The organism is Hymenobacter sp. NBH84 (assembly GCF_014217645.1).
Lineage (GTDB): Bacteria > Bacteroidota > Bacteroidia > Cytophagales > Hymenobacteraceae > Hymenobacter > Hymenobacter profundi.
The window spans coordinates 855,784-867,908 of the sequence record NZ_CP043644.1 but is presented as its reverse complement, the minus strand read 5'-3'; the positions used below and the strand labels follow the sequence as shown (position 1 = coordinate 867,908).

Annotated in this window: 9 protein-coding genes and 2 pseudogenes; all 11 read left to right on the top strand. The window is 59.8% G+C overall.

Going from position 1 to position 12,125, the window contains the following annotated elements; all coding sequences use genetic code 11:
• Positions 1-34 precede the first annotated feature (34 nt).
• The 11 genes and pseudogenes from F1C16_RS03640 to F1C16_RS22780 all read left to right on the top strand — a co-directional run bounded on the left by F1C16_RS03640 (position 35) and on the right by F1C16_RS22780 (position 12,019).
• A complete protein-coding gene (locus F1C16_RS03640; RefSeq protein WP_185283010.1) occupies positions 35-712 on the top strand; it encodes a response regulator transcription factor in 678 nt (225 codons plus the stop codon).
• A gap of 217 nt (positions 713-929) precedes the next feature.
• A complete protein-coding gene (locus F1C16_RS03635) occupies positions 930-2,288 on the top strand; it encodes a HAMP domain-containing sensor histidine kinase (protein ID WP_185283009.1) in 1,359 nt (452 codons plus the stop codon).
• A 300-nt stretch (positions 2,289-2,588) separates the two neighbouring features.
• Positions 2,589-3,905, top strand: a complete 1,317-nt coding sequence (locus F1C16_RS03630) for a TolC family protein (protein WP_185283008.1) — start codon at positions 2,589-2,591, stop codon at positions 3,903-3,905.
• A 127-nt stretch (positions 3,906-4,032) separates the two neighbouring features.
• Positions 4,033-4,512, top strand: a pseudogene (locus F1C16_RS22915) (efflux RND transporter periplasmic adaptor subunit); the annotation flags it as partial.
• 88 nt (positions 4,513-4,600) lie between these two features.
• On the top strand, positions 4,601-5,158 hold the full coding sequence (locus tag F1C16_RS03620; RefSeq protein WP_258049015.1) for an efflux RND transporter periplasmic adaptor subunit: 558 nt from the start codon (positions 4,601-4,603) through the stop codon (positions 5,156-5,158).
• 87 nt (positions 5,159-5,245) lie between these two features.
• Positions 5,246-8,366 (top strand): annotated as a pseudogene (locus F1C16_RS03615) (efflux RND transporter permease subunit).
• 97 nt (positions 8,367-8,463) lie between these two features.
• The gene (locus F1C16_RS03610; RefSeq protein WP_185283006.1) at positions 8,464-8,721 is read left to right on the top strand and encodes a hypothetical protein; all 258 of its coding nucleotides are present in this window, start codon (positions 8,464-8,466) and stop codon (positions 8,719-8,721) included.
• Positions 8,722-9,082: 361 nt separating this feature from the next.
• Positions 9,083-10,813, top strand: coding sequence for a lysophospholipid acyltransferase family protein (locus F1C16_RS03605; RefSeq protein ID WP_185283005.1), 1,731 nt, complete (start codon positions 9,083-9,085; stop codon positions 10,811-10,813).
• Positions 10,814-10,972: 159 nt separating this feature from the next.
• The gene (locus F1C16_RS03600) at positions 10,973-11,164 is read left to right on the top strand and encodes a hypothetical protein (protein ID WP_185283004.1); all 192 of its coding nucleotides are present in this window, start codon (positions 10,973-10,975) and stop codon (positions 11,162-11,164) included.
• Positions 11,161-11,718 (top strand): UDP-2,3-diacylglucosamine diphosphatase, encoded by a 558-nt coding sequence (locus F1C16_RS22785; RefSeq protein ID WP_219733394.1) that lies wholly within the window; start codon positions 11,161-11,163, stop codon positions 11,716-11,718. The genes F1C16_RS03600 and F1C16_RS22785 overlap by 4 nt, the downstream gene beginning before the upstream one ends.
• Positions 11,705-12,019, top strand: coding sequence for a UDP-2,3-diacylglucosamine diphosphatase (locus F1C16_RS22780; protein ID WP_219733393.1), 315 nt, complete (start codon positions 11,705-11,707; stop codon positions 12,017-12,019). Before F1C16_RS22785 ends, F1C16_RS22780 begins: the two co-directional genes overlap by 14 nt.
• The last annotated feature ends 106 nt before the right edge of the window (positions 12,020-12,125 follow it).

The following is a 12,125-nucleotide window of genomic DNA, read 5'->3' as shown; positions in this document are numbered from 1 at the left end:
GCATCTAGTTACTACGCGTAGCGACGACTAGCCTATGAAGATTTTGTTGGTAGAAGATGAGCTGAAGGTGGTCACGGTCCTGAAAAAAGGATTTGAGGAGGAAGAGTATGCCGTAGATGTGGCATTTGATGGCAAAACGGGCCATTTGATGTCGCTGAGCAATCAGTACGACATCATTGTGCTTGACATCAGCCTACCCATCTTCAATGGCTACGAGCTGTGCGAGCTGATCCGTCGGCGCAACGTGCACGTGCCCATCCTCATGCTCACGGCCCTGGGCACTACCGACAACAAGGTGGAAGCTTTGAACCTGGGCGCCGACGACTACGTGGTGAAGCCCTTCGAGTTCAAGGAGCTGCTGGCCCGCGTGCGGGCACTCACCCGCCGGGCCAACCCCGACTACGGCCCCACCCTGCTGCAAGCCGACAACCTGGAGCTGAACACCCTAACTAAGGTAGTGCGGAGCGGCGACACCCAAATTAGCCTCACGGCGCGGGAGTTTTCGTTGCTGGAACTGCTGCTGCAACACAAAAACGAAGTGCTTTCCCGCACCTACATTGCCGAGCAGGTGTGGGCGCTCAACTTTGATACGGGCACCAACGTGGTGGATGTCTACATCAACTACCTGCGCAATAAAATCGACAAGCCCTTCAAGCGCCGCCTCATCCAAACAGTGGTAGGCATGGGCTACAGTCTGCGGGACAGTGAGTAGTGAAATGGTGAAGTTGTGAGTTTGTGAAATGGTAAGTGAGAATACGGCTGTCATCCTGAGCATTCCGCGCATCAAGCGGCGACGAAGGACCCTCTCACGCTAAAACGACCAACGTTGCAACGACTTGTTCTGCGGGCATAAGGTCCTTCGCACGCTCAGGATGACAGCCGTATTCTCACTCACCATTTCACAAACTCACAACTTCACCATTTCACCCATGACCATCCGAAACCGACTGGCGCTGCAATTCACCCTGCTGGTAGGGCTGCTGCTGGGAGGCGGTTTGGGCACGGTCTACTACCTTTCCTGGCAGAATACGCACAAGCTCTACGAGCAGCGCCTGCAAGAGCGCGCCTACACGGCGGCCACCCTTTTTCTGGAAGCCGACGAGCAAAGTCCGGTTAGTATAGAGCGGGCGCGCACGCGTTTTCAGCGCAACCTAAATGCAGAAGTCGTTGGTATTTACGACGATAAGAACCAGGCACGCTTTGGCACCGCGCCCAACGCGGCCTTCACCCCGGCCCTGCTGGCGCGCGTACGCCGCACTCACCACGTGAGCCAGCGCCGCCACGAGGAGCAGTTGGTGGGCATCTACTACCCCGATAACCAGGGCAACTTCTGCATCATGGTGGCGGCCGTAGACCGCTCTGGGCAGCAGCGGCTGGCGCACCTGCGCCTGGTGTCGGGAGGGGTGCTGCTGATGGGGATGATCCTGAGCTTCGTGCTGGGCCGGTGGTTTGCGCGTACGGCCCTGGCGCCCATCAGCCAATTGGTCCATCATGCCCAGCGCGTGGGCGCGTCGGATCTGCACCTGAATCTACCCGGCCCACCGCCACCCGACGAGCTGGGCGAGCTGTCGGCTACCCTCGATTTGATGCTGCAACGCCTGAAGCACTCCTTTGAACAGCAACAGAGCTTCATCAACAACGCCTCGCACGAACTGCGCACCCCGCTCACGGCCATGATTGGCGAGCTGGAAATTACGCTGGCCCGCCCGCGCCCGGCCGACGTGTACGCCGACGCGCTACGCTCGGCCCTGGCCGATGCGCATAAGCTGAAGGAAATCATCAGCCGCCTCTTGCAGCTGGCGCAGTTGGGCTCGGGCGAGGCGCGGCTGCCGGAGGGCGGCACCGTTCGGCTCGACGAGGTGCTGTTTGAGGCCTGCGAGGAGGCTACCCTGCTACAGGAAAACAACCGGGTACGCATTACGCTAGGTGACCTGCCTGAAGACGCGACCCTCCTAACCGTGCCCGGCGACCGGCACTTGTTCCGGCTGGCACTCAGCAACTTGATCGACAACGCCTGCAAGTTCTCGGAAGGCCCCGTATTGTGCTCCCTAGCCTACGCGCCGGGGCGGGTGACCTTTGCCATTACGGATAACGGCATCGGTATTGCGCCGGCCGATTTGCAACACGTGCGACAGACGTTTTTCCGGGCGGCCAATGCCCACGGGTTTCGCGGGTACGGAGTAGGGCTGGCTTTGGCCGCCAATATTTTCAGCCTACATGGCGCCACCTTGGAAATAGAATCGGAGTTGCACAAAGGCACCACCATGCGCGTGGTGCTGGCGGTGTAGTTCGGGAAAATCGGTGGGTCATTGCTAGGGTGTAGAGACGCATAGTTGCGTCTTGTCGTTGAACGATTTCGGCCATCTGGCGCGGGCGACGAGACGCAAGTATGCATCTCTACACCGTTCAATAGGTAACGCAAACGGCTCTAAGGGTATCGGCTTGGTACTTGGTTAGAGACGCTGGAGGGTAGGCGCTCCGTGGCTGCTACTCTAATCTGATTCTAATACTCTTCTAATAAGCTTATAATCTCTGCCCCCTATATAGCTGGTAATTTTGCATTGTCCTTTGGATCCCCTCCCAAGATCATGCAAATACACCTGTTTATTAGCGTTTTACTAATCAGCCTGCTTGGTATTTTACCGAGCCACGCGCAGTCGCCGGCATTGCCAGGGGCGGCAATGGCCTCGGTTGCTACCGATACCTTGGCGCTTACCCTACCCCAGGCCGAAGCCGCTTTTCTGAATACCAACTTTGCCTTGCTGGCCGAGCGATTCAACATTCCGGCGGCCCAGGCCGACGTGGTGCAGGCCCGCCTGTTCGACAACCCGGAAATCTCGCTGGAGCGTAACCTGTTCAACCCCTACAACGGCCGTTTCTTCGAAGGCAATGAAGATCGGTTTCAGGTGGTAGGCGGCATTGAGCAGGTGATTCAGTTGGGCGGCAAGCGACGCAAAGCTGTTGACTTTGCCCGCACCGGCGTGGCCATTGCCGAGCTGGAATTCACCGACTTAGTACGCACGCTGCGCTACGAGCTGCGCGAAAACTTCGTGACGCTGTTCTACCGCCAGCAAACGCAGGCCATGTACGCCCGGCAGATCGACGCCTTGCAGCAGACGCTCAACATCACGCAGCGTCAGTACCAACGCGGCAACGTGGCCCTAAAAGAGGTAGTGCGCCTGAAAACGCAGCTATTCGAGCTGGAAAGCGAGCTGAAAGACCTGCGCAACGACATCTCCGAAGACCAAGCCGAACTGAACCTTCTGCTGGGCAGCCGCCAGCCGCGCTACCTGCGCCCCGCCCTACCCGCCACGGCTCCTAACAGCCTGCGCCTGAACACGCTCCCGCTCGCGCAGGCCCTGGAAACGGCCCGCGCCAACCGTCCCGATCTGCAAGCTGCCGCCGCCACCGTGCAACAGCAGGAGCAGAACGTGCGCCTGCAAAAAAGCCTGGCCGTGCCCGACCTGAACGTGGGCACGTTCTACGACCACAATGGCGCTGTGGGCAAGCACTACACCGGCCTCACGGTGGGCATGCCCCTACCCCTGTTTAACCGCAACCAAGGAGGCATCAAGCTGGCCCAGGCGCAGCGCCAGGGTAGCGAGCAGCTGCTCCATCAGCAGGAAGCGGCCGTGGTGAACGAGGTGACGCAGGCCTACCGCAAAGCCCAGGAAGCTGAGCGCATTTCCGATGCTTTCCCGTCCGAGTACTTCACCGATGCCGATGAGCTGCTCGATGGCGTGCTACGCAGCTATCAGCGCAAAGCCATTGGCCTGCTGGAATTCCTCGACTTTCTGGATTCCTACAAATCGGGTGTCATTCAGCTAAACCAAAGCCGCGCCGAGCGCCTCAACGCCTTCGACAAGCTCAATGAGCAGCTTGGCCAGCAGGTGCTTAACTACTAACTCTACTCCGGTTACCCCACCCCCGGCCCCTCCCCTCCGGGAGAGGGGTGCCAGACGACTGATTTGCCAGAACGCACCCCTCTCCCGGAGGGGAGGGGCCGGGGGTGGGGTCAACCTTTGAACTTCTATGCAACTCCCTTCCTACTTTTCTATGCGCCACTTTACCCTGAGCCTGCTGCTGGCAGCCAGCCTCGCGGCCTGCTCGGAGCACAACCCCGACGCGCCCGCGGCTGCCACTGCGGCATCTGCGCCCGTTGTTTCCGATTCGCTGCTGGCGCGCATCACGCTGGATACCGTGCGCCAGCGTCCCGTGATTAACGAGCTGAAGCTCACCGCCAAAATTGCCTACGACGAGTCGCGGGTGAACAAGGTGTTTCCGCTGGTGGGCGGCATCGTGACGAAGGTGAACGTGTCGCTGGGCCAGTACGTGAAGGCCGGGCAGGTGCTGGCCGAACTGGAAAGCACCGACATTGCCAACTTCCGCTCCGAGTCGACCACAGCTACGGTGGAGCTGGCCAAAACCCGGCAAGAGTTGGCCTCTACCAAGGAGCTGTACGAAGACGGTCTGGCATCGGCGCGGGAGTACCAACTGGCCCAGCAGGAGGTGCGCCGCGCTCAGGCGGAGGTACAGAAAAAACCGGCAGATTGGCGCTATTTACGGCACCCAGCAAAGCCAGGGCGCCGCGCGCTACCTGGTGAAGGCGCCGGCCGCGGGCTTCGTGGTGGAAAAAACCGTGAACCCACGCACCCAGCTACGCTCCGACAACGACCAACCGATGTTCGTCATTTCGGACCTAAATACGGTGTGGGCGCTAGCCAGCGTGTACGAAGACGACATTTCCCGCGTGCAGCCCGGCACCCCGGCCGTGGTAAAAACCCTGGCCTACCCCAACGAGCCCGTGGAAGGTAAAATCGACCCGGCTTTTAGCGCCCTCGACCCCGACAGCCGCGTGCTGACGGTGCGTGTGCCCTTGCAAAACCCCGGCAACAAGCTGAAACCGGAGATGTTCGCCACCGTCACGGTGTCGGCGCCCACGGGGACCAGCAAGCTCAGCGTGCCGTCGTCGGCGCTGGTGTTTGAGCGCAGCCGCAGCTACGTGCTGGTATTTAAAGACCGGGAGCACATCGAAACCCGCAACGTGGAAACCACCGGCACCGCCGGCGGCTACACCTACCTCAACGGCGGCGTAGAGCCCGGCGAACGGGTCATTTCGCGTAACGCGCTGCTGCTCTTTCATACGCTGAATCAGTAGTTTTTAGCTGTTAGCTATTGGCTGTTAGCTAACAGCTTGAAAAACGGCCTAACAGCTAACAGCCAATAGCTAACAGCTCAAAAAATCATGCATAAATTCATCCACGGCATTCTGGGGTTTTCGCTCCGGAACCGCTACTTTATTTTCTTCTGCACGGCCCTGGTGGTGGTGGCGGGGCTGTATAGCTACCGGCGCACGCCCATCGATGCCTTCCCCGACGTAACCAATACCCAGGTCACGATTATCACGCAGTGGCCGGGGCGCTCGGCCGAGGAAATCGAGAAGTTTATTACGCTGCCCATTGAGGTGGCCCTGAACCCGGCGCAGAAGAAAACCAATATCCGCTCGACTACCCTCTTTGGGTTATCGGTGGTGAAGGTGGTGTTCGACGACGACGTGGACGATGCCTTTGCCCGCGTGCAGGTCAACAACCTGCTACCCTCCGCCGAGCTGCCCGAGGGCATCGACCCCGAAGTGGAGCCGCCCTACGGCCCGACCGGCGAGATTTTTCGCTACACCCTGGAAAGCGAGAAGTACGATGTGCGCGAGCTGAAAACCATCCAGGACTGGGTGATTGACCGCCGCATTAAAGCCGTGCCCGGCGTGGCCGATGTGAACAGCTTCGGCGGCGAGGTGAAGAGCTACGAAATCAGCATCAACCCGCGCCGTTTGGCCGAGTACGACATCACGCCCCTCGACGTGTACGAGTCGGTGGCACGCTCCAACATCAACGTGGGCGGCGACATCATCGAGAAAAACGACGAGGCCTACGTGGTGCGCGGCATTGGCTTGCTGAGCACGATGGAAGACATCCGCACCATCATCATCAAGAATGTCAATGGCACGCCCATTCTGGTGCGCAACGTGGCCGAGGTGCGCGAGTCGGCCCTACCCCGCCTGGGCCAGGTAGGCCTGGATATGAACCCCGACGTGGTGGAAGGCATCGTGGTGATGCGCAAGGGCGAAAACCCCTCGGAAGTCATTAAGCGCCTAAACGATAAGGTAGACGAGCTGAACGACAAAATTCTGCCGGCCGACGTGAAAATCCGCACGTTCTACAACCGCGAAACGCTCATCGGCTTTGCCGTGGGCACGGTGCAGCACAACCTGGTGGAAGGCATTGTGCTGGTCACGCTGGTGGTGCTGCTGTTTATGGCCGACTGGCGCACCACGGTGGTGGTGTCGGTGGTGATTCCGCTGGCCTTGCTATTTGCCTTTATCTGCCTGCGGCTGAAGGGCATGAGTGCCAACCTGCTGAGCATGGGCGCCATCGACTTCGGTATCATCGTGGACGGCGCGGTGGTGATGGTGGAGGGCATTTTTGTGGCCCTCGACCACCTGGCGCACAAGGTAGGGATGGAGAAATTCAACCGCCTGGCCAAGCTGCGCCTCATCCGCAAAACCGGCACCGAGATGGGCAAAACCATCTTCACGGCCAAGCTCATCATCATCACGGCCCTCCTACCCATTTTCTCCTTCGAGAAGGTAGAGGGCAAGATGTTCTCGCCCCTGGCCTGGACGCTGGGCTTTGCCTTGCTGGGCGCCCTCATCACCACGCTGACCTTAGTGCCGGTGCTGGCGAGCATGCTGCTCAACAAGAACGTGCGGGAGAAGAACAATCCGTTCATCAACTTCGTGACGCGCAACAGCCTCCGCATTTTCCGGCGCGTGTACCACAACAAGGCTGTTAGCCTGGGCTTTGCGGCCGTGTGGCTGGTTGTAGGCATTGGGGCGTTCCGGCTGCTGGGCACCGAGTTCCTACCCCAGCTCGACGAAGGCTCGCTGTACGTGCGCGCCTCGCTGCCGATGAGCATTTCGCTGGAAAAATCGGTGGAGCTGACGCAGGAAATGCGCAAAACCCTAGGCTCATTCAGCCAGGTAAAGCAGGTGCTCAGCCAAACCGGCCGCCCCAACGACGGCACCGACCCCACGGGCTTCTACAACGTGGAGTTTCACGTGGATACCAAGCACATTCCGGAGCTGAAAAAAACCGGCCTACCGCGAAGCCCTCATCGACAGCATGCAACACAAGCTGCACGCCATTCTGCCCACGGTGGTGTTCAACTTCTCGCAGCCCATTCAGGACAACGTGGAGGAGGCCGTGTCGGGCGTGAAGGGCTCCATTGCCGTAAAGATTTTCGGCGACGACCTACCCTTCCTCGACCAAAAAGCCGACAGCGTGTACGCCATTCTGAAGGGCGTGCGCGGCATTGAGGACCTGGGCGTGGTGCGCAACCTGGGCCAGCCCGAGTTGCACGTGGAGCTGGACGAGCAGCGCATGGCCCGCTACGGCGTGAGCAAAGCCGACGCCAACGCGGTGGTGGAAATGGCCATCGGCGGCAAGGAGGCCTCGCAGCTCTACGAGGGCGAGCGGCGCTTCAGCATTCGGGTGCGCTACCAGCCCGAGTTCCGCAAAACCGAGGAGGAAATCGGCCGCCTGATGGTGCCTACCCTCAACGGCTCGCAGATTCCGCTGCGCGAGATTTCCTCTATCAATCTGCTCACCGGTCCGTCGCTCATCTTCCGCGACGACACCGAGCGGTTCATCGCCATCAAGTTCTCAGTGCGAGGCCGCGATATGGGCTCTACCATTGAGGAGGCGCAACAGAAAGTGAATGCGCAAGTGCCCCTACCCAAGGGCTTTTCCTACGCCTGGGCCGGCGACTTCGAGAACCAGGAGCGCGCCACCCAGCGCTTGGCCGTGGTGGTGCCCATCTCGTTACTGCTGATTTTCTTCATCCTATTTGTGCTGTTTGGCAATATGAAGGATGCCGGACTGGTGCTCCTGAACGTGCCCTTCGCCATTACGGGCGGCATTGCGGCCCTGCTGCTTACGGATACCAATTTCAGCATCTCGGCCGGTATTGGCTTCATCGCCCTGTTCGGTATCTGTATCCAAGACGGCGTGATTCTGATTACCGTCTTCAAGCAGAATATTCTGAAGAAAATGCCGCTGGATGATGCTATTTACGAGGGTGTTACCTCGCGTATCCGGCCGGTGCTGATGACGGCCATGATGGCGGCCATCGGTCTGTTTCCGGCGGCTATTAGCACTGGCATCGGCTCCCAAACGCAGAAGCCGCTGGCCATTGTGGTGATTGGCGGGTTGGTGACTTCCACCATCCTCACGCTGTTCATTTTCCCACTGATTTTTGAGCGCACGCACCAAGGCTACCGTCGTCGCCAGGAAAAATTGGCTGCGGGCTAGTCTCTGGCGCCTACCCCCAACGCCGGGTAGTATGCGTAGCTGCGCGTACTACCCGGCACTGTCTTGCAACACCTTCCGCCTCTAACTTTCTAGCACTATGATTCTTGCCCCTTTCGTCTTCCTACCGCCTTCCTTGCAAATGCAGGTTGCTGGCACGCTCCGCGCCGAAGTTGACGCCCACCCCAATGCCCCCGACACCGCCACGGATTGGGTAGCGCTGCTCAAGGCCGTGAACCCGGTGCTGCGTTGGAGCCCCGCCAGCAACAGCCTGGAGCTATCCGACGACAGTTGGCAGCAGTTGCTTCATTACGCCGCGCCTTCGGTGCACACTGCCTCGGCCTCATCGACGCAGTAAGAAGCAGCAGGAAAGTTGTTCGCGTTACTCATTGAACGGTGTAGAGACGCATACTTGCGTCTCGTCGTTGAAGGATTCAAGCGGCCGACGTTAAACGACATTGTACAGGTAGTTAACTCAAACAGCCCATAGATAACCAGGAGTGTCGTTTCTCAACATCGTATAGCTCCACTGTAGTGGGAATAGTTGGACGAAACCGGGTATTCAAACTAAAAAATATAACAATTCCGTAAAGACTAGAGAATATCCAAGTAATCCTGAAAAAGGAAGTTTGAGGTAGTTCCAAGTAGCTGATTATCAGCAGAGCGCCACCGGGCATTTTGTCCAATAAAAGGCAGCTTCATTTTACGGATTTGTGTTGATGGATTTATCTTCTAGCCTACAACTACCCCTACCCACCACCCGCCTTTTACGCTTGCGGCGGGTAGCGTTTCCGCTGCTGCGGCAGCTGGCACAGCTGCGCCAGTTGCAGCGCCTGTATAATGAGGTAGAGAACTGCTCGGGCCTGGAATTTGTGGCGGCGGTGCTCACCCAACTGCGTATTGAGGTGCGCGTAGAAGCCGCCGAGCTACGCCGCGTGCCCACCACGGGTGCCTTTGTGGCTGTGGCCAACCACCCCAGCGGCCTGCTCGATGGGCTGGTGCTGCTGCACGTGCTGGGCAAGGTACGCCCCGAGCTGCGGGCCGTAGCCAACGAGGCCCTGGCGCCCTTACTGACCCAGCTACGCGAGCATCTTGTACTGGTGAAGCCCGATGCAGGACAGTTTCAGCGCAACGTGCCCAGCGTGCGGAAGCTGCTCCGGTTTCTGCAAAATGACGTGCCCCTGCTCCTGTTTCCGGCGGGTGCCGTGGCCCACCGTACCACGCCCTTCGGGACGGCAGCAGAACCCGAATGGAACCCGACAGCTGAACGCCTGCTGGTGGCCGCCCGCGTGCCCGTACTACCTGTTTGGGTGAGCGGTCAGAACAGCCTGTCGTTTAGCTGGCTGGGGCTATTGCACCCATTGCTGCGCACGTTGCGCCTCCCGGCCGAACTGCTCAACAAGCAAGGTACCACGGTGCACGTGCGCCTGGGGCGCCCGCTGCTGCCCACGGAGCAGCAGCGCTTTCAGCCGACAGAGTTATTACCCTTTCTGAAGGCGCAGGTGCACGCCCTGGGTTCGGCAATGGCGGCACCTACCGTGGCCCTACCCTGCGCCCCGCCCCTAGTGGCCGAAACCTGCGCCACCCTAATCGCGAACGAACTAGCCGCCCTACGCCCTAAGCGCCGCGTGCTGGTGAGCGGCCCGTGGGAAGTGTACGTAGCTAAAAGCCGCGAAATACCCAACGTACTCCGCGAAATTGGCCGGCTGCGCGAGTTGACATTCCGGCGCATTGGCGAAGGCACCCAGCAGCCCACCGACTTCGACTCCTACGACACCTATTACCGCCACCTGTTTCTCTACGACCGACGGGCGGGCTGCCTAGTAGGAGCCTACCGCGTGGGGCCGGGCCGCAATATTCTGCGCCAGCACGGCCGGCGCGGGTTCTATTTGCATTCGTTGTTTCGGCTGAAGAAAGGGCTGAAGCCGCTGCTGAGCGAGTCGCTGGAGCTGGGCCGGTCGTTTGTGCGGCCCGAGTACCAGCAGCAGCCCCTACCCTTGCTGCTACTCTGGAAAGGCATTGCCGCCTACCTCGCAGACCACCCCGAGTACCGCTACCTGATTGGCCCCGTGAGCATTAGCAACAATTTCTCACCCGTGTCAAAAGCGGTGATGGTGGATTTCATCCGTCGGCATTGCTTCGACGAGGAACTGGCGGCCCACGTGCAGCCACGCAAGCAATTCCGCTACCGCCCCCTCACCGGCGATTCCGACACAACGGCCACCCTGCAACAAGGCCTCGACAGCGTGGAGGCCCTCAACCAACTGATCGGGGCGCTGGAACCCAGCGGCCTGGGCGTGCCGGCGCTGCTGCGGCACTACATCCGCCAGAATGCCCGTTTCGTGGGCTTCAACCTCGACCCCGCGTTCAGCAACGTCCTCGACGGCTTCGTAGTCCTCGACGCCTACGACCTCCCCGAGCGCACGCACCGTTTGCTGGAACGGGGGTAAAGTTTAGCGGTTAGCTGATGGCTTTTAGCTGATAGCTTTCCGTTGAATAAAAGCTATCAGCTAACAGCCATCAGCTAACCGCTAAATCTATATTACGCCCCCATAACACCTAATTCATAGTAGAACAGGACCTTTGAGTTGAATCAACGGACTGACGCTATGCATGCTCCCACCACGATTCCGCTCCTGCGCCGGCTACTGAGCTGGCTGGGCTATGTGCTGTTCCAGCTGGTGCTGGTGGTGCTCTACGGCCTGCACCTCATTCGGGCGTTTCGTTCGCCGTTCCGGGCCAACGAGCTGCCGCCTCGCCAACTGCGCCCCCGTTTCTGGGCCCGCCCGGCTATCGGATGAGCAAGGCCACGCCCCGTCGCCGGCTTGATGTCGTCGTTATCTCCGACGTGCACCTGGGCACCTACGGCTGCCACGCCGCCGAGCTGCTGCGCTACCTACGCAGCGTGCGACCCAAAGTACTGGTGCTCAACGGTGATATTGTTGACATCTGGCAGTTCAGCAAAAACTACTGGCCCCCGGCGCACATGCGCGTGGTGCGCCATCTGGTAGGACTGCTGGCCAAGGGCACGCGCATTCACTACCTCACCGGCAACCACGACGAGCTGCTGCGCCGCTTTGCTGGCACTCGCCTTGGAGCGCTTTCCATTGCCAACAAGGTAGTACTCGACCTGCCTCACGGTAAAACCTGGCTGTTTCACGGCGATGTGTTCGACGTGACCATGCGCCACGCCCGCTGGCTGGCCCGATTGGGCGCCCACGGCTACGACACGCTGATTTTGCTGAATCGCTTGGTCAATTTTCTACTGGCGAAGGTAGGCCGGCCCGCGGGTGGCGCTGTCGAAGGCGGTGAAAAACCGGGTGAAGGGAGCCGTGAGTTTGATGGGCGACTTTGAGCAGACTGCCGCTACCATCGCCGCCGACGCGGGCTACCGCTACGTAGCCTGCGGGCACATCCATCAGCCTACCATCAAACCAGTACAAACAGAGCGCGGCGAGGTAACCTACCTCAACTCCGGCGACTGGGTAGAGAACCTGACGGCCCTGGAGTACACCGCCGCCACCGGCTGGCAGCTCTACCACTACGCCACCGACCCTGCCATGCAGCTTCCCGCCCTACCCGACCCCGACGACCTCGACACGGACAACGCTCTGCTCGCCAACCTGTTGGCTGAATTCAACATACCGCAGGAGTAAGTAGAGACGCATACTTGCGTCTCATCGTCCGCACCGCGTGGCCGTAATCGTTCAACAACGAGACGCAAGTATGCGTCTCTACATCGCATTCTGATAATCAACACGC

What these genes read in the sequence shown, in the direction of transcription:
- F1C16_RS03640 (WP_185283010.1), top strand. Translation starts at nt 35, where the DNA reads ATGAAGATTTTGTTGGTAGAAGATGAGCTGAAGGTGGTCACGGTCCTG.
- F1C16_RS03630 (WP_185283008.1), top strand. Translation starts at nt 2,589, where the DNA reads ATGCAAATACACCTGTTTATTAGCGTTTTACTAATCAGCCTGCTTGGT.
- F1C16_RS03610 (WP_185283006.1), top strand. Translation starts at nt 8,464, where the DNA reads ATGATTCTTGCCCCTTTCGTCTTCCTACCGCCTTCCTTGCAAATGCAG.
- F1C16_RS22785 (WP_219733394.1), top strand. Translation starts at nt 11,161, where the DNA reads ATGAGCAAGGCCACGCCCCGTCGCCGGCTTGATGTCGTCGTTATCTCC.
- F1C16_RS03635 (WP_185283009.1), top strand. Translation starts at nt 930, where the DNA reads ATGACCATCCGAAACCGACTGGCGCTGCAATTCACCCTGCTGGTAGGG.
- F1C16_RS03600 (WP_185283004.1), top strand. Translation starts at nt 10,973, where the DNA reads ATGCATGCTCCCACCACGATTCCGCTCCTGCGCCGGCTACTGAGCTGG.
- F1C16_RS03605 (WP_185283005.1), top strand. Translation starts at nt 9,083, where the DNA reads ATGGATTTATCTTCTAGCCTACAACTACCCCTACCCACCACCCGCCTT.
- F1C16_RS22780 (WP_219733393.1), top strand. Translation starts at nt 11,705, where the DNA reads ATGGGCGACTTTGAGCAGACTGCCGCTACCATCGCCGCCGACGCGGGC.